The organism is Ensifer sp. GW823-FHT05D09, from assembly GCF_058795755.1.
Map to the genome: position 1 here is coordinate 233,048 of NZ_JBXAIA010000001.1, position 23,314 is coordinate 256,361.

Sequence of the window (23,314 nt, forward strand, 5' to 3'; positions counted from 1 at the left end):
ACCACCGCGCAAAATCGACGACGTATTTGCCACAGGGACAATATTCGCATAGATCGAATTGCGTAGATCGATGCATTTCTTTTGCCGATTTGCGCAGATCGCGGAAAATGCAGGAGAGGGTTGTCTGATGGCGGAGCGCGGAGCCACCGAACTCGATGCGATCGACAGACGGATCATCCGGCTGCTTGTCGAGGATGCATCGCGAAGCAACAACGAGCTTGCCGCGCGGGTCGGGCTGTCGCCGGCGCCGCTTTCACGCCGTCTGGCGCGGCTCTATTCGGCAGGCGTTATCCGGCAAACTGTCGTGGTCGATCCGAAGGCAGCGGGCGTCGGCTTCCAGGCCTTTCTCGAGGTGACGCTGGAGCGGACGGCCAGCAAGGTCGGGCAGCGTTTCATCGAGCTGGTATCGCGCATGCCCGAGGTGGTGGAGTGCCACACGGTGGCCGGCGATTTCGACTTCCTCTTGAAGATCGCCGTGCGCGATGTCGCCGACTACAAGCGCCTGCTTTGGAGCGAGTTCGAGCAGATCGGCGAGATCAAGACGCTGCGCTCGACAATCCTGCTCGATAGCCCGAAGATGTCCGCGACGATGGCACCCTGAAATCCGGAACGCCCTGAGGGCGTTCCGGACCAAAGACACGGGGGGGTCAGGCTTCCAGCGGTCCAGGCTTGCGTGCGGCGCTGGAAGCTGTTGCGCAGGCGATCTTCATCAGGTCCGAGCGGCGGCGGGCGTGGCGTGTCGATACCCGGGTAACGATCAGTCCGTCCTGCGGCGCGCGGACTTCGATTGCGCCGTCTGGCTGGCCGGGGCGATTGAGGATCGTCACCAGCAGATCGCCGGCCTTCACCTTGTCGCCGATGTCGCGGTGGAAGAGAATGGCGCCCGATTCCGGTGCGCGGATCATCTCGATATTGTCGAGCGGCGCAACCATGCCGCCGAAGGCGGGAAGTGCAGCCTTATCGCCTGCGACCACGCCGCGCGCGACGAGGAAGCGCAACAGACCTTCGGCGTCCTTGCGTGCCATATCGGGATAGACATCGCGCGTGCCGCGAAGCTCCACCGTGACCGAAAGCCGCCCGGGCAGGCTGGTCTTCTTCTGACCCGCCGTCTCGTATTTCCAGGCGTAGGCCACGGCCTCTTCGAAGGCCGAGCTTTCGCCGTCGGAAAGAAACACCGCTTCCATGTCGAGCGCTGCCGCGAGGTCTGCGGCTTCCGGCCAGAAGGCGTCGTCGATATAGGCGTATTGCAGCGCTTCGTCGTCGCAGTGCAGATCGAGCATCAGTTCGGCGCCGAGCGCCATGTGCAGCAATTGCCGCTTCAGGCGGTCCGTCGCCGAATGGCGATCAAGGTCGGACAGAAGGCTGTCACGCTCGCCAAGTGCGATCAGCGGAAAATCGCGGTTGAAATTGGTGCGCGAGCCGAGATCGAACCGGCCCTGCAGCTCGCCGAAATGCGATTGCGCCGTGCCGATGGGGTTTGCCTGCGGCACCACGGTGATATCCCCGAGAATGGCGCCGTTCTTCTGCGCCTCGGCGAGCATCTGCAGGAGGAAATGCGCGGCCGCCGTTCCGGGCAATTCGTTGGCGTGCAGTGCCGCCTGGATATAGGTCTTCGGTGCGTCCGGGCTCTTGCCCTTGAAGCGGAAGACCGGCAGGCGCCATTCGATGCCCGCGGTGTCGCCGGCGATGATGATTTCCGAGATGTCCATAGTCTCCCCCCGCTTGTCTCGTGTCGATGGCTTATCGGCATTCCCGATAGGCTTCGCAAGTGGCTAGAAACGGGGAGCACACAGCGCCAGCGGGCGGAGCGAGGCTTTGACTTTTGCCGTGCGACGGGTGTCTTCTGGTCTCGTTCGCACAAGAGGGAGTTCGCAGATGATCCTGATCGGCCAATACGACTCCCCCTTCGTTCGCCGCGTCGGCATCGCGCTCACGCTTTACGGCATGGAATTCGAGCATCGCCCTTGGTCCTCCTTCGGTGATGCGGACAGGCTGCGCGCCTACAACCCGCTGACGCGCGTGCCGACCCTGGTGCTGGACGACGGAACCGCGCTGGTCGACAGCCACATCATCATCGACTATCTCGACGGCCTTGTTCCCGTTGGCCACGTGATGTTTCCAAGGTCCGAGCCATCACGCCATCGGGCGCTAAGGATCGCGGCGTTCGCCAGCGGGGTCGGCGACAAGGCCGTCAGCCTGTTCTATGAAAAACGCCTGCACAGCGAAGTCTCCGCTCTCTGGGTCGATCGCTGCCGCCGCCAGATCGAAGCGACGCTTGCCGTCCTGGAGGCGGGGCGTGCGGAGGGAACTCAGGAATTCTGGTTCGGGGAGCATATCGGTCATGCGGATATCGCCGTGGCGGTGGTCCTGCGTTTCCTGTGCGAAGTCCACCCTGAGCTGATCGCGATTTCCAACTATCCTGCCCTGCGAGCGCATGCCGAAAAGTTGGAGGCACTCCCCGTGTTCCAGGCGATCAGCCAGCCTTTCATTGCACCAACGTAAGGCCGAACCGAGCGGGCCGACTGGCAGCATACCGGACGCAATGCGCAGCAGGGCCGGCACAAAGCTCTTGCGCCGGTCACGCCAATGTCGGGCTCACATAAGGTGCTCGATCATTCTTTATCGAGAAAGCTGCGGATCGCCTTCACCGTCGCCTCGGGTTGTTCCTCCATCAGCCAATGGCCGGATGCGGGGATGACCACCTCGGTAACATTATCTGCGGCCGCGCGGGCAACGACCGCCATGGTCGGGCCGAAGGATTTCTCGCCACCGATCGCCAGCACCGGCATGCCGAGCTTGCCCAATTTCAGGAAGCCCTGGTTGTCGATGACGTCCTGGTCGAAGGCGGCGAACTGGGCAAAACCAGCCCGCATTGCGCCCGGCTGGGCATAGAGCTTGGCATAGTGCTCACGCGATGCCTCGTTCCACTTTTTCGGGTCTGCGGAGAATTCGTTCCAGAAACGATCGAGGTAGATGCGCTCGCGACCGGCAACGAGGCGTTCCATGTCAGGCCCGCCGAAACGGAAATGCCAGAGCAGCGGGCTTTTCAGGATTTCGTCCCAGGGGCCGACGCCGGGCAGCGGCGCGTCCATCAGTACCAGCCTCGTCGTTCGCCCGGGATACTGTGCGGCAAAGGCGTAGCCGACCATGTTGCCGATGTCGTGCGCCACCACATCGGCCTTGTCGACCTTCAATGCGTCGAGCACGCCGGCAATATCCTGCGCTTCTGTTTTCTTGTCATAGCCGGTGGCCGGCTTTTGCGAGAGCCCCATGCCCCTGAGGTCGGGCACGATGACGCGGTGATCGCGGGCAAGCTCGGCGGCAAGCGGAACCCACATGTCGCCAGTCTCGCCGTAGCCATGCAAGAGCACGACCGTTGGGCCCGAGCCGCCGACACGCACGTGAAGGGTCGTGCCGTTGGTGGCGATGTCCTCCGTCGTAAAGATCGGGGGATAGGGCTTGATGTCCGCCAGTGCCGGGACGGCAAAGGCGATAGTGGCAGCGGTGACGAAGGAACGAAGCATGGGTCTCTCCTGTTTGTCGGCGTCTGCCGAATGGCGTTTCGATGGAGAGAACATGACAGTCGCGCGCTGTTCGAACTAGCCGCCAGAAGGCGGACTTACTGTTCGGTAGTCCCGAACGCCAAACAGCGCGCTGGTTGAGATCCGCCGTGATGGCGGACACCGCTACCTCGGCGGCATCGTGTCGAACTTCGGCAGCGCCGGGTCGAGGTGATCCCAGGGATAGCCGCGTGATCCGTAGGTGACCGCGTCGGGCTTGTAGCGGCTCGGATCGTCGAGGCTCGCTGCGCGCACGGTGAAGACGTCGGGCATCGCGGCAAAGGTCATGTAAACAGGCGAACCGCAGGTGGGACAAAAGGCCCGCGTCTTCACGTTGCCACTATCGGCGACCATGTCCCAGTGCGCTGCCTCGCCTTCGAGCTTCACGCCGTCCCGCCTGAAGCTCAGGTGTGATCCGTGCCCGGTGCCGCTCTCCTGCTGGCAGTCGCGACACTGGCAGTCGTTCGAGAAAATCGGTTCTCCGGAGATTTCGTAGCGGATCGCGCCGCAGGCACATCCACCGATATAGGTCTTGCTCATCTCATTCCTCCTGGGTCGGGTGCGTAAAGCCAAGGCGTGCTGCAGCGATCGGCGACGCTGGCCGTTCTCTTCCACTGCTTCAGAATGTTTGGGGCAGGCCCGGCCCCGATATCGGTGCACGCGCGGGATAGCCGCCGCTCGGTGCGTGCGACGATCCGACGTCCTGCTGGTCCGGCCTGCAAACGGCGCGCAGTCTGCGCGACGCGATCAGCTCTGTTCGTCGGTGACGGCGCCGATCTTCGAAAGAACTTTCGTCCAGCCCTGGCTCATGTTCTTGAAAGCCGTGTCGTTGCGTGGCGTCACGAAGCCGGAATGGACGAGCCTGAGGCGAGTGCCGCCGTCGACCTTCGAAAGCGTCCAGGTGACGACCGTTTCGAGGCGGGAGCCATAGCCGATGTTGCCCTCGTGTCCGCCTTTCCAGGCGTAAACGAAGCGCTCATTGGGTCGGACCTCCAACACCTTGCAGTGGATGACGCCATCCCATTCGCCGGCCGCTGTGGTCTGGAAGGTGAAACGGTTGCCTTCGACCGCTTCGAAACCTGTCGGGACCATCATCCAGCGGCTCATCAAGGCGCCGCTCGTCAGCGTCTTCCAGATCGTCTCCGGGCTGTGAGGGAAGACCTCGTCGACCGCGATGTCCTGCGTTTCGGGCTGCAACGCGATTTCGTTCATGGATCGATCTCCTTCAAGAGAGTGCGCAGATTTGCAAACCGTTCGCGCCAGAAGACGCCGTAATGGCTCATCCAGTCGACCAGCGGCTCGAGGCCCTCCGGCTGGGCGCGGTAGTAGACGTTGCGGCCCTCGGGGCGCTCGGTGACGAGGCCCGCTTGCTTCAACGATTTGAGGTGCTGCGAAATGGCGCCTTGCGTCACGCCGCTGCCGCGCGTCAGCTCGACCACGGTGATCTCGTCGGCATCGGCGATGCGCTCGAACACGGCGCGCCGGGTCGGATCGGCAAGGGCGCGCATGATGGCGGTAACGGGTGCAGCTTCAATCATGATAGAATCATTAGTGCGCGCTGATTGATTAGTCAATACTATTGTTTTTGATATGTTGTCGTCGCGGCGGTCCCTAAGTGCCAGGCCGATATCGGCAACGAAAAAAGGAGCAGGCCGCGGGCCGCCCCCCTATGCATTCTTCGACGATCGCTCCGCAAACGGACAAGGCGCTTGCCGCGCTGAACGCTAGCGGATTGCGGTCGCCTGCGACCACACCACCATCCACCTGCCGTCACGATATTCGTATGCATCGGTGTGCCAGTAGTCGCTGCGCGGGACGGTGTGCCCGTCAAACACGACTTCGAGCTGGGCGCGATAGTGGATGACTGCAGACTGTTCATAGAGGCGTACGGCCATCTCGGTCGGCTGCCACGAGAGGTATTTGATCCGGCCGGCCGCAATCGCTCCCAGATACGCGTCTCTTGAAAGCGATAGGCCGATCGGCGTTATCAGCTGGAAGTCGTCAGCGTGAAACTGGCGCGCCAGCGCGACATCGGCGCTGACCAGGGCGCGCAGCCGGGCCCGCTCCGTCTCCCGCAGGGTCTCGGCGTCATGCGCCTGTCGTGTGATGTCGGCTTCTGCTTGCGTCATGGGTCGTCTCCGTCTCAAGGGATGGGAGATCACTGATCTCCCCAATATCGTCAATCCTGCCGCCAAGGGGCGATCCTATGCGCCGATCGAAACGGCGGGCACCAGCCCCAGGGCGATGAGGCTTTGCGCGCTGGCGCAGATGCATTCCTCCTCCGGGCGTGGGCGCCAGTTCAGCATGCGCCTGGCCTTCGACGCATCGACGCTGAGGTCGCGGTTAAGCTCGTGAACGATCGTGCGGGCGTTGGGATCGGTCGCAGCCATCGCGCGAATGATCTCGTCGGGAACTTCTCCGACCGGCAGCCGTGCGGCATGCTCGGGAAAGGCGCGCGCCAGCAGGGCGACCAATTCCTTCAGCCAGAAAAATCGGCCGCCGACAATGAAGCGCTGGCCGCCGGCGGCGGGGTTGGTCATCGCCGCGATATGAGCATCGGCAACGTCGCGTGCGTCCACGACCGAAAAGCCGAAGCGGGGGATACCTTCGAAACGGCCCGTCATCAGATGATGGATCAATCCGACGGATGTCCCGAAATCGTGCCCGAGCAGCGGACCGAGGATCACGCTCGGATTGATGACGGCGAGATCGATGCCGGTCTCGTGCGCGAATGTCCAGGCGGCGCGCTCGGTCAGGGTTTTTGACTTGTAGTAGGGTGTCGCCCGCGGGCTATCCGGATCGGTCCAGTTGTCTTCGGTAAAGGGCGCATGCCCGTCGCCGTGATTGGTGGCGGCAACGGACGATGTCAGAACGACCCGCTCGACACGGGCCCGGTGTGCGGCCGCGAGGACACGTAGCGCGCCTTCGCGCGCCGTCTCGATCAGCGCCTGCTCATTTTCAGGAAAGCCCGGCGGAAACGGCGATGCCGTGTGAATGACATAGCGGCACCCTTCGACGGCCTCACGCCAACCCTCTTCTGAATCCAGATCGGCTTGGACGAAGCCAAGCTGCTGCACTTCGCCCGGCGCATGCGCGCCAAGCTGGTTTCGGATGGCCTCGCACTTTCCCATGTTCCGCAGGCTGCCTCGAACCCGATAGCCGCGCTTGAGCAATTGCAGGGCCAGATGGCCCGCGAGAAATCCGCCGATGCCCGTGACCAGCACGGTGTCCTCTCGGCCTTCTGTTTCGGCAATGCGCATCGAGGCTCCTTCTGGCCATGCCGGAATGGCGGCTTTTTTGAATTGGACAAATGGACCTAATGTGTCTAAGTGTCTCTTTGACACCTTGGACCCAAAGTGTCAATGTGTCTCAATGATATCGACCGATCCAAAAACGATGCTGATCCTAGATGCCGCATTGCCGGTGTTCGTACGCTATGGCTTTCGCAAGACGACGATGGCCGACATCGCGCGCGCTGCCGGGATTTCGCGGGCCTCGCTCTATCTCAGCTTCAGCAGCAAGGAGGACGTGTTTCGGGCCGGTTCCGCCCGCGCGCACAGGCAAACGATGACCGAGGTCGAGGTGGCGTTGAAAGCGCAGGTCAGCGTTTTCGACCGCATCGAAGCGGCGGTCACGACTTTTCAAAGGGGGCTGATCGTTCCTCTCGGCGCCAGTGCGGATGCAAGGGAACTGTTCGAGATCAATATGGCGCTGGCTGCCGATATTACGCTGGAGACGCGGCAACGCTTCCTCGACCTGATATCGCTGGCTTTGCGCGAAGCTGCGGACAAGGGGGAAATCAACCTGGGCGCGGTTGATACCGAGCCCGCCAATCTTGCCGGCATAATTCTCGCGGCGATGAGCGGCATCAAGGAAATGCGCGGCGCGGAGCCCGGCGCTGGCGACGACACCAGGCTGCTCATGCGGCTCCTGCGTGCGGCGCTGTCGCCACGCCCGATCTCTGGTTAGCCGGTCCGGCGCGCCACGGAGGGGCGCACCCACGCAAATGCTGACCCAGATGGGACTTGGCTGACGCTGACGGGCGTTGTGGAAGGGTTCGGCTAACGCCGGCGACCGATGGGAATGATCTCCGGTGTCGTTGCCTCGAACGGCCTGCCATCCCAGCCACCAAGCCATTGTTCGACGACGAGGCCCGCTTCCTCCGTCATCGAGAGAAGGTCTTCGTATGACGGGAAGGCGATTTTCGACTGCGCCGAGAAGGTGCGTCCGTCGGCGGCGACCCGGTAGAACGTATCGTATTCCACGACGCCGGTATCGGGGTCATGCCGGACGTCGTTCCAGGCGAGCACGTCGCCCAGATCAGGATGGACGATCGCTCGCTCGGACAAGGCCGGTGTCCATTCCTTCCATTCCTCGACCACAGGATTTCGGCTGTCGAAGATGAAATGTCCTTGCGGGGAGAGATGCGCGGCGATGGTCTTCAGAGCTGCAAGCTGATCGTCTCGGGTGAGAAAGACCTGGAAAGCGTGGCCGCTGAGCAGCACCAGGTCGAAGGTCTCTCCAAGGCGGACGGTTCGCCCGTCGCCTTCGACCCAACGCACGCGGTCACCGCCTGGTCTCTGCCTTGCGACATCGAGCATCGCTGCGGCCGGGTCGACGCCGACGACCTGTGTGACGCCCTCTTGCGCAAGAGCCGCCGCCAGGAGGCCGGTGCCGCACCCGAGATCGAGGATCGAGGTGCGGCCGGCAGCCAAGGTCTTGAGATATTCGCTATCGGCGGTCCAGCCGTTCTCGATGTCATAGAACTCTACAAGACTTGCATCGTTATAGAGTTTGTCCATCAGCACCGAGATGACCGGATCACTCCCACTCGATCGTGCCGGGCGGCTTCGACGTGACGTCGTAGACCACGCGGTTGATGCCACGGACCTCGTTGATGATGCGCGTCGCCGCGCGGCCGAGGAATTCCATGTCGTAGTGGTAGAAGTCGGCGGTCATGCCGTCGACGGAGGTGACAGCGCGCAGTGCGCAGACGAACTCGTAGGTGCGGCCGTCGCCCATGACGCCGACGGTCTGGACCGGAAGCAGCACGGCGAAGGCCTGCCAGATGGCGTCGTAGAGGCCAGCCTTGCGGATTTCGTCGAGATAGATCGCATCCGCTTCGCGCAGGATCTCGAGCTTCTCGCGGCTGATGCCACCCGGGCAGCGGATGGCAAGGCCCGGACCCGGGAAGGGATGGCGGCCGATGAAGCTGTCGGGCAGACCGAGTTCACGGCCAAGCACCCGGACCTCGTCCTTGAACAGTTCGCGCAGCGGTTCGACCAGTTGCATGTTCATGCGTTCCGGCAGGCCGCCGACATTGTGGTGCGACTTGATCGTCACCGACGGGCCGCCGGTGAAGGAGACGCTTTCGATGACGTCGGGGTAGAGCGTGCCCTGGGCGAGGAAATCCGCGCCGCCGAGCTTCTTTGCCTCTTCCTCGAACACCTCAATGAACAGGCGGCCGATGATCTTGCGCTTGGTCTCCGGGTCGCTCTGGCCTTCCAGTTCGCCGATGAAGCGGTCGGAAGCGTCGACGTGCAGCAGGTGCAGGTTATAGTGCTCCTCGAACATGGCGACGACGTTCTTCGCCTCGTCCTTGCGCATCAGGCCGTGGTCGACGAGGATGCAGGTCAGCTGGTCGCCGACCGCCTCGTGAATCAGGAGAGCCGCGACCGAGCTGTCGACGCCGCCCGAAAGCGCGCAGATGACCTTCTTGTCGCCGACCTGTTTGCGGATCGCGTCCACCGCCTTGGCACGGTAGGCCGACATCGACCAGTCGCCCTTGATGCCGGCGATCTTGTGCACGAAATTGGCGATCAGCTTGGCGCCGTCGGGCGTGTGAACCACTTCCGGGTGGAACTGCACCGCGTAGTACTTGCGCTTCTCGTCGGCGATGAAGGCGAACGGTGCGTTGGCCGAGGTGGCAACGACTTCGAAGCCTTCCGGGATCGCCGTGACGCGGTCGCCATGCGACATCCACACCTGATGGCGCGAGCCGAGCGACCAGACGCCATCGAACAGCGCACAGTCCTTTTCGACTTCGAGGAAGGCACGGCCGAATTCGCGGTGGTGGCCGCTCTCGACCTTGCCGCCGAGCTGGGCGCAGATGGTCTGCTGGCCGTAGCAGATGCCGAACACCGGCAGGCCGGAATCGAAGATCACCTGCGGCGCGCGCGGCGAGCCGATATCGAGGGTGGAGGCCGGGCTGCCGGAGAGGATGATGGCCTTCGGCTTCAGCCGCTGAAAGCCTTCTTCCGCCGACTGGAACGGCACGATTTCGCAATAAACACCGGATTCGCGCACGCGCCTGGCGATGAGCTGCGTCACCTGGCTGCCGAAGTCGACGATAAGAACGGTGTCGGGATGGGCTGTCTGGGTCATGTCGGGCCTTCAAACAAGCTTGATCATGGCGAGCCTTTAATCAAAGCCCGTCTTCTGCGCAACGATTCAATTGCACCCCGACAATCCCGGGCTTTCAGAGCCGGATCTCTCCGGTGCCGATCGCCGCTTCGAGCCTGTCGATGACGCCGGCGAGCTTCTCGTCGATGACGTGCAAATACTCCGTCCAGTCGCTCACATGCTTGAGCTCGGCCTTGCCGTCGGAAATGCCGCGAAGCGCAATCAGCGGCACATCGAAGGACTGGCAGGCGCGCAGCACCGCATAGGTCTCCATCTCCACCATGTCGGCGTCGATGCCGTCATAGGCGATGCCGGAGACGATGTTGGCACCGGTCGAGAGCCTCGCTTCCTTGACGCCTGGGATGCGCAGCGGCAGCGACACGACGGCCGGAAGATCGAGAAACGGCGTCGCCCCCTTCTCGAAACCGAGCGCCGACGCGTCCATGTCGCGATAGCCGACCGATACCGCCTGATAGACCTCGGTCTGCTCGAGCCTGGCCGCACCTGCCGAGCCGAGCGAGACGACAAGATCGGGAAGGTCATCTTTGGCGGCAAGACCGGAAAGCGTCTTCGTCAGCGTCACGGCGGCTTCGACCGGGCCTACGCCGGTCATCAGCGGCGCGAACCGGGCACTCAGATGCGGGCCATATTCGGCATCGACAGCCATGACATAGAGAACCTTGCGGCCGGCGACATCCTTCATTGCAAAACTCATCCTTCGATATCCTCGCGGCCGCGGATCACCATCATCGTTCCGGTCATCGAGGCGATCAGCTTGGCCGGCCCGTCCGAGCGGATTGCGTAGCCGCGCCCGTCGGAGACGATGATCGTCGTGCCCGGCTTGGTGACTTCGCCGCGAAAAAGGAAGCGTTCGCCGCGTCCCGGCGACAAAAGATTGACCTTGAATTCGATCGTCAGGATCGAGGCATCCGGGTCGATGACGGAGTAGGCGGCATAGGTGCCGGCCGCATCGAGCGCCGCGGAGATCACGCCCGCATGCAGGAAGCCGTGCTGTTGCGTCAGCTTGTCGTCGAAGGGCAGTTCGATCTCGACCGTGCCCTGCTCGACCAGCGTCAGTTCGGCGCCGATCGTTTCCATCGCCGCCTGCCGCGCGAAGCTCTCCCGGATGCGCTTGCGGAAATCGGGGGGATCGCTGTCGTCCATCAGTCTTTACGGCCCTGGTTGTCGAGGAAGGCCCTTTGCCTTCCAGATCGACGGACAGTGGCATGGCCGCACCAGTGCGACAAGCTCAATTCATGAGGAAAATCGAGCCGTTGAGCACCGTCGCAAACGCCACCCAGGCGAGATAGGGCAGGAACAACAGGGCCGAAACGCGGTCCCTGTTCCAGCTTGCGACGATGACGCCGGCAACGGCGATCAACAGCGCGATGATGACGATCAGCGCCGAGGAGACGTCCTGCAGGCCGAAGAACAGCGGCGACCACAGGAAGTTGAGGATCATCTGCGCCAGCCACAATCGCATTGCGGCGGAGCGGCGATGGTCGAGAAACAGCCGGGCGCCGACAAAGCCGATGATCACGTAGAGGATCGACCAGACGGGGGCGAAGATCCAGTTGGGCGGATTGAAGGCCGGCTTTGCCAGCGCCTGGTACCATTCGCCGGGGATGTTGTTGTAGCCGATGAGGAGCCCGAGGCCGAGGACGGCCGCGATGAAGACTGCGTAGACGAGGGTTCTGTTCATGCGTCGACAGATAGAGCGCCTTTCGGCGCTTTCCAGCATCGACTGCCGTTTCGAAGCGGCGAGGCGCTCCCTATATCTCTGCCATGAAAAGCTTCCGCCGCATCGACATCCGTCCGGCCGGACCGGATGACGTCATGATGATCGCCTCCGTCATCGTCGAAACCTGGCGATCGACGTTTCGTGGGCTGATTTCCGACGCCTTCCTCGACGCCATGAGCATAGAGGAACAGGCGCTGCGTCATGCACGGCGCATGCGCGTTGCCGACGTCTTCCATCTGGCTGCGGTCGACATGAGCACCAACAGGGTGATCGGCTTTGCCAACTACGGCAAGGCCCGCTCGATGCCGCCGCGGTTCGATCGCGAACTCTATGCGCTTTATGTCTTGAAGGAGTTTCAACAGGCGGGCATCGGCTCGGCACTGGTGCGCAGTGTTGCAGCCCACTGCCGGGAGATGCGGGCGGCGTCGCTGTTTGCCTGGGTGCTTTCGAGCAATCCGAACCGGGCATTCTACGAGCGCCTGGGCGCCGTCGCGGTTGGCCATGGCCAGGTGAGCCTCGGCGGCGAGAACCACGACCAGACCGCCTATCGATGGGACAACCTGGCGAAGCTCGCCGGTGAAGACCGCTTTTCGGCCTGACGCCTGCGGTCAGGACCGAGCGAGCCGGACGATATGCTGGTCCCAGGCGACGGGGTTTTCATGGTCCCTGAAGCGGCCGTCATAGGACGAAACGGCAAAACCGTGATCGGCGGCGGCGACACCAGCGGCGTCGGTCACGCGCTGTTGCTTCAGCACCACGCCGGTGCGCGCGTCGAGCGTCACGGCAATGCCGCCCTTGGGCGAGGTGAGGCCGATCAAGCCCTCGTTCCGGTTCACGGCGATGGCGCCGACATAATTGGCAAGCGCCGCGGTCGTGCTTTCGGGCAGCGACACGAAGGCAAGATCTTCGCCGTGGGAGAAGTGGCCGACAAGCGGCGGCAGGTCATCGCGCGCGCCCTCATACTGGCAGGCAAACCAGATCTCGCCGTTCGGGCCGATATCGACATGGCGGGTGGAAAGCCGGCTGAGATCGGCAGGCAGTGTGTGCTTCTGGATCAGAGCGCCGGTCACGGTATCGACCAAGGTCAGGCTCGGCTCCATGTGGTCGAGATTGAGCTTGGTCCGGCCGAAGTCCGGATGGGTCTCAATGCCGCCATTGGCGATGGCGAGCATCCGGCCATCGGCGGACAGCGTCATGTCGTGCGGGCCGATGCCGTAGGTCGGGAATTCGCCGATGCGGGCAAAGGCACGGGTGCCGTCGTAGATGCCGATCATGCCGCGGTTGGCGGCAAAGTCGTTTTCGGTGGCGTAGAGCAGCCGGCCATCGGCGGAAAAGCAGCCATGGCCATAGAAGTGCCGGCTTTCAGCGGCGGCAATGACCACCGGTTCGGCGCTGCCGTCGGTCGAAAGGATCATCGCATAGGTGCCGGGCCGGCGCGCGAAGGCCACCATCCGCTTGCTGGCGGCCGAATGGGTCATGCCGTGGGCACGTGCCGGAAGCACCGTGCGCTCTACGATCGCGCCGGTCTCGGTCAGCGTGGCAACGCCGTAGCGTCCGTCCGGGGCCATGAAGGCGGAAGCGAAGATGGCGTCGGTGCGCTCAAGGGCAAAGGCGCCGCGAGCTCCAAGCGTCGCCACCCAGGCGGCGCCGGCCATCTTGATGAAGTTGCGTCGGTCGATCAGACCCGTGGTGGCGCCCATGCCATTCCCGCCTGCCATTTTACCGGACCGGCAGCGCAATTCCGCCGCCGGTCCTTATCGCTACGATGTAGCAGATTACGCGTTCAGAGCCAGCCCCGCCGCTTGAAGTAGAGGAAGGGCACGATCGCCGAAAGCACCATCAGCGCCAGGGCGTAAGGGTATCCGAACCGCCATTGCAGCTCGGGCATGATCTCGAAGTTCATGCCGTAAATCGAGGCAACCAGCGTCGGCGGCAGGAACACGACCGCGGCGACCGAAAAGATCTTGATGATCTGGTTCTGCTCCAGATTGATCAGGCCGAGGGTCGCGTCGAGCAGGAAGTTGATCTTGTTCGACAGGAACAGCGCGTGGTCGCCGAGCGAGGTCGCATCCCGCTGGATCAGCTTGATCCGCTGCCGGCTTTCCTTTGCCGCCTTGCGCGGACCGATGCCTTCGAGCGCGACGTGATAGGCAACCAGGCGACCGATGCTGACGAGGCTTTCGCGCACGATCGTCAACAGGTCGCCCTTTTGGCCGATCTGCTCGATCAGCGACTGCAGGTCGCGCGTTTTCTTGGTGGCGCTGGCATTGGTCTTGCGGAACACGTCACGCGAAATGCCGTCGACCTCGCTGCCGGCCCGCTCCAGCGCGTCGGCGGTACGGTCGATCATCGCTTCGAGAAGGCCCAGCATCACCAGTTCGCCCGACTCGCAAGCCTGGCCGTTGGCTTTCTGCAACCGGTTGGCATAGGTCTGGAACGGCTTCGGATCGGCGTGGCGCACGGTCACGAGCGTCGCGCCCTTGACGATGAAGGTCACGGGAACCTTGACCGGATAATCGCTGTCGAGCTTGGCGACCGCCGTCATGGTCATGAACTGGGCGCCGTCTTCCTGGTAGAGCCGGTCGGACAGCTCGATTTCCTGCATTTCGTCACGGGTCGGGATCTCGATGCCGAGCTGGCCCTGGACCAGCCGGGTCTCTTCCACGGACGGGTTGAGCAGATCGTACCAGATGACCTGAGACGGCGAGGCGAGGCCGTCGAGCATATCGACGAGCACGAGGTGGCTGTTCTGGCTTTTGTAAATGCGCAGCATATTGGGCTCCATAGGGCGAGTCATCCGACCGCCTTGAAGCCCTGATCAATCAGGACCGAACGGTCGTGAGCATGAAGGCTCGACTTCGACTGTCGGGGTTCATTGCAAGTTGATCCTTGTGGTGAAACGTGCCCGCGAGAGCGGACACGGGGAGCGCTTTGCGCCCAAACGGGGGTATTGTCAACACCTCCAGAGCCGTGCGTCTTTTCAGGCGCGGAACGGCCGCTGCGGCACGTTGAATCGCCGCATCTTTTTGGCCTTTGGTCGAAGACGATTTAAGCGAACATGCAGTCGGTCCAACGCTGCCTTCTCAGTCGCCGTCGGCAAAGGAGAAGCCGGCGCCAAGGCCGATGGCGCCGCCGAAATCCCTGTTCAGCCGGCCGAGCAGATCGGCGGTGTTGAGGGTCAGAAAATCGAGCTTGGCGCGGCTCTTGTCGTCGGCAATCGCATCAGCGATCGGACCGTCGATGGTCTGCGAGATGCCGATCACCGACTTGAAGACGAAGTCCGCCGACCCGGCGACAGAACGACTGTCCTCGGGCAGCAGGCTTTCCATGTCGGCCACGTCGAACAGGGTCTTGAGGCCGGCGAAGTTGGCGGCGATCGAGGGCATGGTGTTTTGCGACCGCCAGTAGATCGCCGACTTCGGATGACCCTTGTCCGACGCGCCGTCGACCGTTCCGGCATAAAACGGCTTCAGCCGCTGGTCTTTCACCATCTCTACGCCGTGCACGAAAATGCCGAGCAGCTCGGTTGCCGCTTCCTTGCTGTCGCGAAACTCAGGGTTTCCTGGGCCGGGCTTCTTCCAGGCCGCCTGGATGCCGTCGGGCTTTTGCCATTCCGCCAGGAACTCGTTGGCAATCATGTTGAGGTTCTGCGCGATCGCCACGCCGTAACGGCAGCGGAAGTCGCCTTCCTTGCTTGCCAAGACCTCGGAGCCGTTGCCGTAGAGCACATATTCCAGTGCGCCCAGCCCTTGCGCCGCGACGCTCTTGCCCTTGAGCGATGCAACGTCGGTCGCCGTCTCGTCCTTCTTGGCAAGAATGGCCTGAACCTGCTTCAGGCCCGTACTCTTGCGGTCGGGGTAGAACAGAAAGCGCTCGAAACGGTTCTGCTCGAGTGCCGGGCCAAGGCGGATGATTTCGACCGTGGACCAGGCCTCTACCAGTTCGGAAAATGCGGCTTTCGCATTCTCCCTCGACGCCATCGACGGCGTTTCACAAAGGGTTGCCGATGCCTTCGTCAGCGCCGCGGTCTTGTCCGACAGGTTGCGGTAGCCGGGAATGATGAAGTCGTCGACCGCCTTCGCCATCACGGCCGGCACGGCAGCCTCGTTGACGACGCGCGGCGACAGCGCACTTCCTTCCTGCGCCATGGCGGGCAGGGATAGGGCGGTCAGCGCAAGGCCGAAGGCAAGCGAGGGCATGGGGGACATCAAAGGGACTCCAGGAATGCGATGAGGTCACGGCGGTCGCGCGTGGGTAGGCGGGCGAAGGCGTCGCGGGCAGCCTGCCCTTCGCCGCCGTGCCAGAGGATGGCTTCCGTAAAATTACGGGCGCGCCCGTCGTGAAGCAGATAAGTATGACTGCTGACAGTTTTCGTCAGGCCGACGCCCCAGAGCGGCGGCGTGCGCCACTCGCTGCCGCTTGCGCTGCCCACGGCCTGGCCATCGGCAAGGCCTTCGCCCATGTCGTGCAACAGGAAATCGGAATAGGGCCAGATCAGTTGAAACGCCTGGGCCTTGTGACCGGCATCTCGGCGCGTCACGAATTTCGGCGTATGGCAGGCGGTGCAGCCGATGTCGTAGAAAACCTGCTTGCCGCGCAAAGTCTTGGGAAAGCTCGCCTGGCGGCGAGCAGGAACGGCGAGGTTGGCGGTGTAGAAAGTCACGAGACCAAGCACCGGATCAGGCGCCTCGACCGTGCCAAGGCGTGCTTGCACGCCAGTGGGCATGGCAAGGCAGGCGGTCTGCGCCTGGGTGCAGTCACCGTGGCTACGGTCGGCGTCCGGCGTCGACAGGCCGATGTCGGACGCGAAGGCATCCGCTGTCTGCTGCCGTATCGTCGGGTTTTGCGCCTTCCAGCCGAAACGGCCGAGCATGATGTTGCCGGTGTCGCCGTCGCGGGCAAGCGCCGCACGTCCGCTGATGCCGTCGCCGTCACGATCGTCGGGATCGGCGCCTGCCAGGATGTCGGCCTCGTGAATGGCTTCGATCAGCCCGAGACCGATCATCTGTGGTGCCACGCGAGGAGAGAGCGTCGTTGTCGGGTCGAGATCGCCATAACCGAGCTCAGTCACCGTGTAGGTTGGCTTGCGCAGGAAGACGAGTTCGCCGTCGGCCAATGTTACCGGCAGCTCCGAGTAGGTCATTTTCATCTGACCTTCCGCAGCAAGCCCTGGAACGGCGCTATCCTGCAGCTGACCACCATAGACGGGATCGGGAAAGTTCGGCAGATCGTAGTTGGCCACCATCTCGCGCTCGCGCTCATTGCTTGGCGCGCGCGCCAGACGGTAGAGCATCGATGTGCCGTCAGGCGAGCCCTCCGGCGGACGGCCCCGCCCATCGCGCGGATGACAGCTTTCACAGGCCCGGGCGTTGTAGAGCGGCCCCAATCCATCCGACGCCTGGGTCGAGGAGGGCGATGACACCCAGAGTTTCTCGAAGAGCGCATCGCCGAGCTTGAAGGCTTCCTCGTCCGAGAAGGGAAGATTGGCGGAAAACAGCGTGAAGCTGTCCTGGTCGACGGGGGCGATCGAGGTGCCGGCGCCACCGGACATTGCTTCGTATCGTTCGGCTTTGGAGAAGTCGGTCGTTGGCCGGACGATGGTTTCGATACGGCTGCGGTCGGATTCGGAAAGGTCGTCGCGCGTCCGTGGCAGGTTGGAGGCGTCGTCGGACGCTGCAACGGATGTTGCAAGCAGGCAGAGCAGCGCTGCGAGCTGTCGCGACAGGGATTGGACAGTCCGTGCATTCATCGACTGAGGATCGGGCCGCGTTGTTGCGACGCGGCCCGCCTTTTCAACTCATTGGAACACAGCGTTAGGATTATCCAAGCTGTCGGAACCTTCAAGCTCAATTGTTCCAAGATCGAGCGAAGCGATGACGCGCTGCACAGTCTTGGCCTGGGCGATGAGGCCGTCGATCGCAGCCTGGACGGTGGCATTACCCTCGGTATTGCCTTCGCCGATCATCTGGTCGTAGGCCTCGACGGTTTCGGCGCGCTTGGCCATCGCCTGCATCTTCTCGACGGTGGTGGCCAGATCCTTGGTCATTTCCTTGTCGAGAGCCGCATCCTTGGCGGCAACCAGTTCGGAAAGCGAGGCGCCGGTCAGCTTGGTGCCGTCGACGCGGGTATAGTCGCCGGTATAGGCCGACTGGATGCCGATCGCGTCATGCAGGTGCGAGTTGTGGGTGTTGTCGGAGAAGCAGTCGTGCTCTTCTTCCGGATCGTGCAAGAGCAGGCCGAGCTTCATGCGTTCACCGGCAAGCTCGCCATAGGAGAGCGATCCCATGCCGGTCAGGATGGCGGTAAGCCCAGCCTTCGGGTCGGCTTCGACGGCCTTGGTCGCAGCTCCATCCGGCGTCCAGTTGGCGACCATTTCCTTGAGGTCGGCGACGAGCAGTTCCGAGGCGGCCTTCAGATAGGCGGCACGGCGATCGCAATTGCCGCCGGTGCAGGCCTTGGTGTCGTAATCGGTGTAGGGGCGGTTGCCGGCGCCAGCCTTGGTGCCGTTCGTGTCCTGACCCCAGAGCAGGAATTCGATCGCATGATAGCCCGTGGCGACGTTCGCCTCGATGCCGCCGGCTTCCTGGAGGGTGCCTGCCAGCAATTCCGGCGTGATGTTGGTGGCATCGACGTCCTTGCCATCGATCTTGATCGTCTTGTTGGCGATCACGTTGGCGGTGAACAGGCCGTTCTCGTCGCTTTCGCTGCCGTAGCTCGGATCGACGTAGTCGATCAGGCCTTCGTCCAGCGGCCAGGCGTTGACCTTGCCTTCCCACTCGTCAACGATGGCGTTGCCGAAGCGGTAGACTTCCGTTTCCTGGTAGGGGTTGCGGGCCTTGAGCCAGGCTTCGCGCGCCGCCTTCAGCGTCGCTTCGCTCGGGGTCGCGATCAGCGCGTCGATCGCCTTGTCGAGCGCCTCAGCCGTGATCAGCGCATCTTCGAACTTGGCATGCGCAACGACGGTGTAGTGCTTGACGACGGCGGCGGCATCGGTGGCGGCCTGTGCCGGCTGCAGGGCCAGCGTCGACGTTGCCGTCATGAGCGCCAGCGCCGCGGCGCGGATGAAATTCTTGGTCATGACCCTCTCCTGTTCTTTTCCCGGCGGGACCGGAACGGACACCGCGGGACGGCGTCATCGCTCGGCAAGGGTCGTCAGAAATCCCCCGCCGACCCGCCGGAGCCCGATTGTCATGAACCAAAAGTAAACTGGTGTCAAAGTGTATAGTTTAGAACGTTTTCAATCTGATGTGCGTGTTTTGACTGTTGTCAAAAGCCATCAACCCTTGCGCTGCATCAGGCAGAAGAAGAAGCCGTCGGTGCCGGTCGAGGCCGGCGTCAGCGTCACCGTCTTCATGTCGGCAGACCACGGCTGCGGCTTGTCGGTGCCGAAAAGCCCGGCCCAGATGTCGGCGGCCGACAGGATCTCGAATTCCGGATTGTCCTCGCAGAAGCCGTAGACCTGCGCCTCGTTCTCTTCGGGAAGGACCGAGCAGGTGACGTAGATCAGGTGTCCGCCTGGCCGCACGAACTGCGCCGCACTTGCCAGCGCCTCTTCCTGCTGGGCGATGCGCTCTTCGAGGTTCTTCTGGTTGAGCCGCCACTTGGTGTCGGGGCGACGGCGCCAGGTTCCGGTGCCGGTACAGGGTGCATCGACGAGAACCCGGTCGAAACGGCCGGCAAGCGGCGCCAGGCTCTCGGTGGATTCGTGCACCTGGACATTGCGCGTTCCCGCGCGCTTCAGCCGCTCGATGATCGGTGCGAGACGCTTGCGGTCGGTGTCGTAGGCGTGCACCTGGCCCTTGTTGTTCATGGCTGCCGACATCGCGAGTGTCTTGCCGCCGCCGCCGGCACAATAGTCGAGCACCTGCTCGCCTTCCTGTGGGAAGGCAAGGTCGGCGACGATCTGCGATCCCTCGTCCTGAACCTCGAACCAGCCTTTCTGGAAGGAAAGCTCGGCAGTGACGTTGGGTAGGCGCGAGGCGCCTTCGCCGGCGGGAATACGGATGCCGTTGCGTGCGATCGTCGCAGCTTCCGCGCCGCTGCGCTCCAGCGCCTTCAGCACCTTGGCGCGCGTTGCCTTCAGCGTATTGGCGCGCAGGTCGAGCGTCGGGCGGCCGGCAAGCGCCTTGGCCTCGTCGAGCCAGTCGTCGGAAAAATTTTCCTCGAAGGAGGCTTGCACCCATTCGGGAATGTCGCCCTGGATGTGAGGCGCAGCGTCCTCGAGATGACGGGTGGCGAAAGCCTGCGCCATGTCGGCAGACGGCATCTCGGGCGCGAACTTGTCGCCGTCGAGTTCGGCGGCCAGCTTCTCGGGCGAAAAGCCCCATTGTCGATACATCACCGCATGGCCGAGAGCCGCAGCGCTGTCGCTGTCCATCAGATAGGCGTGGGAGAGCTTCATACGAAGCGCGTCATAGACGATGTTGCCGATCGCAGATCGATCGCCGGAGCCGGCGAACCGATGGGAAAGGCCCCAGTCCTTGAGTGCGTCGGCGACCGGGCGCTTCCGCTTTTCGATATCCTCAAGAACCTCAATGGCTCCAGCGAGCCTGCCGCCCAATCGCATCTTCGATCTACTCCTTTTTCGCCGTGGTAGCGGCGATGGCATCGAAGAGCAAGACGCTGGCCGGGATTAATATCAGTGCTGGTTGTTATAAGCGCGGGGAACAGTACTTATCAAAGCAGAACCGCCCGGATCGGATGCCGGACGGAAGTCCGTGATCAGGAATTGACGACTCGATAACAGATGCTGGCGTGGCCGGAGCTGATCATGCCGATCTGCGAGGCGGCTGCCTTGGAAAGATCGATCACACGGCCACGGATGAACGGCCCACGATCGTTGATGCGAACGATGACACTCTTGCCGTTGCGCTTGTTGGTGACCTGCACCTTGGTGCCGAATTTCAGACTGCGATGGGCGGCGGTGAGGCGGGCGGCGTTCATGCGTTCGCCGGAAGCCGTCTTGGAGGTCAGCGCATACCATGAGGCGCCACCGCAGCCGGCGCCTGCTGCCTGGCTGTCGGAAACGGAAACGAGGCCGATCCCGGCGGTGAACAGCGCTGCCGCGGCAACAGTCTTGATTTTCGCTGGCGTCAAACTGGCGACCCTTGGTTAGAGCCCTTGGGCAGAGGCTCTTGGTTAATTCTTTCAAGGATCGGTAATTGGGGCGAAAAATGGCGAAAACGTGCTTCAACCATTTACGTTCTATTAGGATTTATTGAAAAAGGACGAAAATTAAAAATCGAAGATTGTTTGAAATAGTTTAAATGATGCCCGGAAGTTCTTTGGAATCAGCGGTTGAACATCATTGCCGGCACGCACGTGCGCCGAGATCTCGGCCTCGCGATAAAAATCATTAAAAATTTCGATTTGAACGATTCGCCGGGAATCCGAATGGTTCAAAACGCGCTACTATCGCTAAGGTTGCGCATAATTCACAAAGTATAGAATGAATATCTCACGGGGGTCACAATTGAGCCCGCCGTGAGATTGCCATTACTAACGTTCGTGCAATCGGCAATGTTCCATTGCGAAAGGGATATGTTGACCCTTTCGCGCAGCAATTGTTCACTGGCCGCGCCAGCTGTCCGTCTGCCACATTTGCGCAAGCGAGACGCGATAGTCGGGGTAGGCGAATTCGAAGCCGGTTTCCCGCATGCGTGCATTCGAGACGCGCTTGTTCTCGCCATAGAAGGAGCGCGCCATCGGTGAAAGCTCGGCAGTTTCGAACGGCATCTCCGGCGGCGGCTCGACCCCCATCAGCCGCGCTGCCTCGGCAACGATGTCCTGAGGCGGCGCCGGTTCGTTGTCGGTGATGTTGAAGATCCCGCCCTGAAGCCTCTGCGAGAGGTAGGATGTGGCAGCGCCGATATCTTCCACGCGAATGCGATTGAACACCTGGCCGGGCTTGATCAGCCGGCGGGCCGTGCCATTGGCAAGATTGCAGAAGGCGTTGCGACCTGGACCGTAGATGCCGGAAAGCCTGAGCACCGCGACGGGGATGTCGTTCCTTGCGCCAAAGGCGAGCCAGGCGTCTTCCGCCTCGACCCGCTCGACGGAGCGTGCCGAGACAGGCTTCGACAGCATGTCTTCCGTCACCCACGCGCCGCCATGGTCGCCATAGACGCCGACCGTGGAGAGATAGCCGATCCACTGAAGGGCAGGGGCAAGCGTGGCGAGGTCTTGGCTGCCGGCGCGGAACATCGGATCGCCGTCGCGGCCGGGCGCGATCGACTGGATCAGATGGGTCGTCTGCCGCAAGGCGGCTGCCAGTTCGTCTGAGACCGTGTCGCCGTCAAAGACGATCGGGCGGATGCCAGCCTTTTCCAGCTTCGCGGCCTTTTCCGCGCTGCGGGTCGTACCAGTGACGCTGTCGGCCTTGCCGGCCAATGCGCGGGCGATCGCCATACCGGAATAGCCGGCACCAAGAACTAGGACATGCATCGGCTCACTCCTGCCATTTGCCATTCGGACAGCACTTCCTCGTCGCTCTCCGCACCGCACTGCCTCTCATGGGCAGCAAGCGCGCCAGGTGAAATCAACCGTGACAGAGCCCATACCGCCATTGCCCGCACCACCGGCGAGGTATCGCCGGTCAGCGTCTTGCAGGCTTCCACCAGGCTCTCATCGCCGGAATTGCCTGCTGCGATCAAGACATTTCTGACGAAGCGGTCGCGACCAATGCGCTTGACCGGCGAGCCGGAGAAGAAGGTTCTGAACGTCGGGTCGTCGAGGGTCAGGAGAAAATCGAGCGACGGCGCCTTCAGGTCGTCTCGCGCCTTCAGTTTCATCTCGGATGCCGTTCGCGCGAACTTGTTCCAGGGGCAGGCGGCGAGACAGTCGTCGCAGCCATAGATGCGATTGCCGATCAGCGGACGCAGCGCCGGATCGATCGGCCCCTTGTGCTCGATCGTCAGGTAGGAAATGCAGCGGCGCGCGTCGATCCGATAGGGGGCCGGGAAGGCGGCGGTGGGGCAGGCATCGACACAGGCGCGACAGGAGCCGCAATGGTCGCGCTCGGCCGTGTCGAAGGCAAGGTCCGCCGTGGTGAACAGGCTGCCGAGAAACAGCCAGGAGCCGAACTCGCGGCTGACGAGATTGGTGTGCTTGCCCTGCCAGCCGAGGCCGGCCTTCTCGGCAAGCGGCTTTTCCATGACTGGGGCCGTGTCGACGAACACCTTCACGTCCTCGCCGGCGCGCGCGGCAAAACGCGTCGCGACCTCCTTCAGCCGGCCCTTCATGATGTCGTGATAGTCGCGGTTCTGGGCATAGACCGAGATCGCGCCGCGATCCGGCTGGTCGAGGATGCCGCGCGGGTCTTCCTCGGGGCCGTAATTCATGCCGAACATCACGACCGAGCGCACGTCGCTCCAAAGGGTTCGCGGGTCGGAGCGGCGCTCCGCCGTTTCGGCGAGCCACTCCATCGTCCCGTGAAAACCCTCGTCGAGGAAATCGGCAAGCCGCGCCGGCGCTTCCGGTATGGCATCGGGCCGGGTTATGCGACAGACGTCAAAACCCTTGTCGGCCGCCTCGGCCTTCAGGAAGTCCGTCAGCTTCTGCCGCCGTCGCTCCTGGTTTTCAGCCTTGGCGGCACTGCCGGGCACGGCATTAT

Annotated in this window: 25 protein-coding genes; 4 read left to right on the forward strand and 21 right to left on the reverse strand. The window is 62.8% G+C overall.

What is annotated here, in order from left to right; genetic code table 11:
- Positions 1-127 precede the first annotated feature (127 nt).
- Positions 128-601: an Lrp/AsnC family transcriptional regulator gene (locus tag AC1Q80_RS01175; protein WP_115418698.1), complete on the forward strand. Its 474-nt coding sequence runs from the start codon at positions 128-130 to the stop codon at positions 599-601.
- A gap of 46 nt (positions 602-647) precedes the next feature.
- Here AC1Q80_RS01175 and AC1Q80_RS01180 read toward each other — a convergent pair whose 3' ends face one another.
- Positions 648-1,709 carry a M14 family zinc carboxypeptidase gene (locus AC1Q80_RS01180; RefSeq protein ID WP_492359417.1) on the reverse strand — a complete coding sequence of 354 codons (1,062 nt, stop codon included), beginning with the start codon at positions 1,707-1,709 and terminating at the stop codon, positions 648-650.
- 166 nt (positions 1,710-1,875) lie between these two features.
- Between AC1Q80_RS01180 and AC1Q80_RS01185 the strand changes: the two genes are divergently transcribed.
- Positions 1,876-2,502: a glutathione S-transferase family protein gene (locus AC1Q80_RS01185; RefSeq protein WP_492359418.1), complete on the forward strand. Its 627-nt coding sequence runs from the start codon at positions 1,876-1,878 to the stop codon at positions 2,500-2,502.
- Positions 2,503-2,612: 110 nt separating this feature from the next.
- Here the strand turns inward: AC1Q80_RS01185 and AC1Q80_RS01190 are convergent, their stop codons facing one another.
- From AC1Q80_RS01190 to AC1Q80_RS01215, 6 genes are all read right to left on the reverse strand, one after another.
- Complete coding sequence (locus AC1Q80_RS01190) at positions 2,613-3,524, reverse strand: alpha/beta fold hydrolase (RefSeq protein WP_492359419.1); 912 nt, start codon at positions 3,522-3,524, stop codon at positions 2,613-2,615.
- Between the two features lie 162 nt (positions 3,525-3,686).
- Entirely contained in the window at positions 3,687-4,100 is a 414-nt protein-coding gene (locus AC1Q80_RS01195) for a GFA family protein (RefSeq protein WP_173418717.1), read from the reverse strand.
- A 207-nt stretch (positions 4,101-4,307) separates the two neighbouring features.
- A complete protein-coding gene (locus AC1Q80_RS01200) occupies positions 4,308-4,772 on the reverse strand; it encodes an SRPBCC family protein (protein ID WP_492359420.1) in 465 nt (154 codons plus the stop codon).
- Positions 4,769-5,098 carry an ArsR/SmtB family transcription factor gene (locus tag AC1Q80_RS01205; RefSeq protein ID WP_173418719.1) on the reverse strand — a complete coding sequence of 110 codons (330 nt, stop codon included), beginning with the start codon at positions 5,096-5,098 and terminating at the stop codon, positions 4,769-4,771. Before AC1Q80_RS01205 ends, AC1Q80_RS01200 begins: the two co-directional genes overlap by 4 nt.
- 186 nt (positions 5,099-5,284) lie before the next feature.
- On the reverse strand, positions 5,285-5,689 hold the full coding sequence (locus AC1Q80_RS01210; RefSeq protein WP_492359421.1) for a nuclear transport factor 2 family protein: 405 nt from the start codon (positions 5,687-5,689) through the stop codon (positions 5,285-5,287).
- 75 nt (positions 5,690-5,764) lie between these two features.
- Positions 5,765-6,820: an SDR family oxidoreductase gene (locus AC1Q80_RS01215; RefSeq protein ID WP_492359422.1), complete on the reverse strand. Its 1,056-nt coding sequence runs from the start codon at positions 6,818-6,820 to the stop codon at positions 5,765-5,767.
- Between the two features lie 136 nt (positions 6,821-6,956).
- Here AC1Q80_RS01215 and AC1Q80_RS01220 point away from each other — a divergent pair, with 136 nt between their 5' ends.
- The gene (locus AC1Q80_RS01220; protein WP_492359842.1) at positions 6,957-7,529 is read left to right on the forward strand and encodes a TetR/AcrR family transcriptional regulator; all 573 of its coding nucleotides are present in this window, start codon (positions 6,957-6,959) and stop codon (positions 7,527-7,529) included.
- A gap of 92 nt (positions 7,530-7,621) precedes the next feature.
- Here AC1Q80_RS01220 and AC1Q80_RS01225 read toward each other — a convergent pair whose 3' ends face one another.
- The 5 genes from AC1Q80_RS01225 to AC1Q80_RS01245 form a co-directional block, all read right to left on the reverse strand.
- Entirely contained in the window at positions 7,622-8,362 is a 741-nt protein-coding gene (locus AC1Q80_RS01225) for a class I SAM-dependent methyltransferase (protein WP_492359423.1), read from the reverse strand.
- Between the two features lie 19 nt (positions 8,363-8,381).
- Entirely contained in the window at positions 8,382-9,944 is a 1,563-nt protein-coding gene (gene guaA / locus AC1Q80_RS01230; RefSeq protein ID WP_492359424.1) for a glutamine-hydrolyzing GMP synthase, read from the reverse strand.
- 94 nt (positions 9,945-10,038) lie between these two features.
- Entirely contained in the window at positions 10,039-10,677 is a 639-nt protein-coding gene (locus tag AC1Q80_RS01235) for a 5'-methylthioadenosine/S-adenosylhomocysteine nucleosidase (RefSeq protein ID WP_492359425.1), read from the reverse strand.
- Positions 10,674-11,126 carry a PaaI family thioesterase gene (locus AC1Q80_RS01240; protein ID WP_492359426.1) on the reverse strand — a complete coding sequence of 151 codons (453 nt, stop codon included), beginning with the start codon at positions 11,124-11,126 and terminating at the stop codon, positions 10,674-10,676. Before AC1Q80_RS01240 ends, AC1Q80_RS01235 begins: the two co-directional genes overlap by 4 nt.
- Positions 11,127-11,211: 85 nt before the next feature.
- Positions 11,212-11,664 (reverse strand): TspO/MBR family protein, encoded by a 453-nt coding sequence (locus tag AC1Q80_RS01245; protein ID WP_492359427.1) that lies wholly within the window; start codon positions 11,662-11,664, stop codon positions 11,212-11,214.
- Between the two features lie 83 nt (positions 11,665-11,747).
- On the opposite strand from AC1Q80_RS01245, the gene AC1Q80_RS01250 reads away from it, so the two are divergent.
- Positions 11,748-12,302, forward strand: coding sequence for a GNAT family N-acetyltransferase (locus tag AC1Q80_RS01250; RefSeq protein ID WP_492359428.1), 555 nt, complete (start codon positions 11,748-11,750; stop codon positions 12,300-12,302).
- A 9-nt stretch (positions 12,303-12,311) separates the two neighbouring features.
- Here the strand turns inward: AC1Q80_RS01250 and AC1Q80_RS01255 are convergent, their stop codons facing one another.
- From AC1Q80_RS01255 to queG, 9 genes are all read right to left on the reverse strand, one after another.
- Complete coding sequence (locus AC1Q80_RS01255) at positions 12,312-13,403, reverse strand: DUF1513 domain-containing protein (RefSeq protein ID WP_492359429.1); 1,092 nt, start codon at positions 13,401-13,403, stop codon at positions 12,312-12,314.
- Positions 13,404-13,486: 83 nt separating this feature from the next.
- Positions 13,487-14,476, reverse strand: a complete 990-nt coding sequence (locus AC1Q80_RS01260; RefSeq protein WP_173418730.1) for a magnesium transporter CorA family protein — start codon at positions 14,474-14,476, stop codon at positions 13,487-13,489.
- Positions 14,477-14,786: 310 nt separating this feature from the next.
- Positions 14,787-15,911 carry an imelysin family protein gene (locus AC1Q80_RS01265; RefSeq protein ID WP_492359430.1) on the reverse strand — a complete coding sequence of 375 codons (1,125 nt, stop codon included), beginning with the start codon at positions 15,909-15,911 and terminating at the stop codon, positions 14,787-14,789.
- Positions 15,911-17,452, reverse strand: coding sequence for a di-heme oxidoreductase family protein (locus tag AC1Q80_RS01270; protein WP_492359431.1), 1,542 nt, complete (start codon positions 17,450-17,452; stop codon positions 15,911-15,913). Before AC1Q80_RS01270 ends, AC1Q80_RS01265 begins: the two co-directional genes overlap by 1 nt.
- A 48-nt stretch (positions 17,453-17,500) precedes the next feature.
- A complete protein-coding gene (locus AC1Q80_RS01275; RefSeq protein ID WP_492359432.1) occupies positions 17,501-18,781 on the reverse strand; it encodes an imelysin family protein in 1,281 nt (426 codons plus the stop codon).
- 198 nt (positions 18,782-18,979) lie between these two features.
- Positions 18,980-20,269: an RsmB/NOP family class I SAM-dependent RNA methyltransferase gene (locus tag AC1Q80_RS01280; protein ID WP_492359433.1), complete on the reverse strand. Its 1,290-nt coding sequence runs from the start codon at positions 20,267-20,269 to the stop codon at positions 18,980-18,982.
- Positions 20,270-20,424: 155 nt separating this feature from the next.
- Positions 20,425-20,799: a septal ring lytic transglycosylase RlpA family protein gene (locus AC1Q80_RS01285; protein ID WP_077503071.1), complete on the reverse strand. Its 375-nt coding sequence runs from the start codon at positions 20,797-20,799 to the stop codon at positions 20,425-20,427.
- Positions 20,800-21,270: 471 nt separating this feature from the next.
- Positions 21,271-22,146, reverse strand: a complete 876-nt coding sequence (locus tag AC1Q80_RS01290; protein WP_492359434.1) for an SDR family oxidoreductase — start codon at positions 22,144-22,146, stop codon at positions 21,271-21,273.
- Entirely contained in the window at positions 22,134-23,306 is a 1,173-nt protein-coding gene (gene queG, locus AC1Q80_RS01295) for a tRNA epoxyqueuosine(34) reductase QueG (RefSeq protein WP_492359435.1), read from the reverse strand. Before queG ends, AC1Q80_RS01290 begins: the two co-directional genes overlap by 13 nt.
- Positions 23,307-23,314: the final 8 nt, after the last annotated feature.

Coding starts and splice junctions, on each gene's coding strand:
- AC1Q80_RS01175 (WP_115418698.1), top strand. CDS start 128: ATGGCGGAGCGCGGAGCCACCGAACTCGATGCGATCGACAGACGGATC.
- AC1Q80_RS01180 (WP_492359417.1), bottom strand. CDS start 1,709: ATGGACATCTCGGAAATCATCATCGCCGGCGACACCGCGGGCATCGAA.
- AC1Q80_RS01185 (WP_492359418.1), top strand. CDS start 1,876: ATGATCCTGATCGGCCAATACGACTCCCCCTTCGTTCGCCGCGTCGGC.
- AC1Q80_RS01190 (WP_492359419.1), bottom strand. CDS start 3,524: ATGCTTCGTTCCTTCGTCACCGCTGCCACTATCGCCTTTGCCGTCCCG.
- AC1Q80_RS01195 (WP_173418717.1), bottom strand. CDS start 4,100: ATGAGCAAGACCTATATCGGTGGATGTGCCTGCGGCGCGATCCGCTAC.
- AC1Q80_RS01200 (WP_492359420.1), bottom strand. CDS start 4,772: ATGAACGAAATCGCGTTGCAGCCCGAAACGCAGGACATCGCGGTCGAC.
- AC1Q80_RS01205 (WP_173418719.1), bottom strand. CDS start 5,098: ATGATTGAAGCTGCACCCGTTACCGCCATCATGCGCGCCCTTGCCGAT.
- AC1Q80_RS01210 (WP_492359421.1), bottom strand. CDS start 5,689: ATGACGCAAGCAGAAGCCGACATCACACGACAGGCGCATGACGCCGAG.
- AC1Q80_RS01215 (WP_492359422.1), bottom strand. CDS start 6,820: ATGCGCATTGCCGAAACAGAAGGCCGAGAGGACACCGTGCTGGTCACG.
- AC1Q80_RS01220 (WP_492359842.1), top strand. CDS start 6,957: ATGCTGATCCTAGATGCCGCATTGCCGGTGTTCGTACGCTATGGCTTT.
- AC1Q80_RS01225 (WP_492359423.1), bottom strand. CDS start 8,362: ATGGACAAACTCTATAACGATGCAAGTCTTGTAGAGTTCTATGACATC.
- guaA (WP_492359424.1), bottom strand. CDS start 9,944: ATGACCCAGACAGCCCATCCCGACACCGTTCTTATCGTCGACTTCGGC.
- AC1Q80_RS01235 (WP_492359425.1), bottom strand. CDS start 10,677: ATGAGTTTTGCAATGAAGGATGTCGCCGGCCGCAAGGTTCTCTATGTC.
- AC1Q80_RS01240 (WP_492359426.1), bottom strand. CDS start 11,126: ATGGACGACAGCGATCCCCCCGATTTCCGCAAGCGCATCCGGGAGAGC.
- AC1Q80_RS01245 (WP_492359427.1), bottom strand. CDS start 11,664: ATGAACAGAACCCTCGTCTACGCAGTCTTCATCGCGGCCGTCCTCGGC.
- AC1Q80_RS01250 (WP_492359428.1), top strand. CDS start 11,748: ATGAAAAGCTTCCGCCGCATCGACATCCGTCCGGCCGGACCGGATGAC.
- AC1Q80_RS01255 (WP_492359429.1), bottom strand. CDS start 13,403: ATGGGCGCCACCACGGGTCTGATCGACCGACGCAACTTCATCAAGATG.
- AC1Q80_RS01260 (WP_173418730.1), bottom strand. CDS start 14,476: ATGCTGCGCATTTACAAAAGCCAGAACAGCCACCTCGTGCTCGTCGAT.
- AC1Q80_RS01265 (WP_492359430.1), bottom strand. CDS start 15,911: ATGTCCCCCATGCCCTCGCTTGCCTTCGGCCTTGCGCTGACCGCCCTA.
- AC1Q80_RS01270 (WP_492359431.1), bottom strand. CDS start 17,452: ATGAATGCACGGACTGTCCAATCCCTGTCGCGACAGCTCGCAGCGCTG.
- AC1Q80_RS01275 (WP_492359432.1), bottom strand. CDS start 18,781: ATGACCAAGAATTTCATCCGCGCCGCGGCGCTGGCGCTCATGACGGCA.
- AC1Q80_RS01280 (WP_492359433.1), bottom strand. CDS start 20,269: ATGCGATTGGGCGGCAGGCTCGCTGGAGCCATTGAGGTTCTTGAGGAT.
- AC1Q80_RS01290 (WP_492359434.1), bottom strand. CDS start 22,146: ATGCATGTCCTAGTTCTTGGTGCCGGCTATTCCGGTATGGCGATCGCC.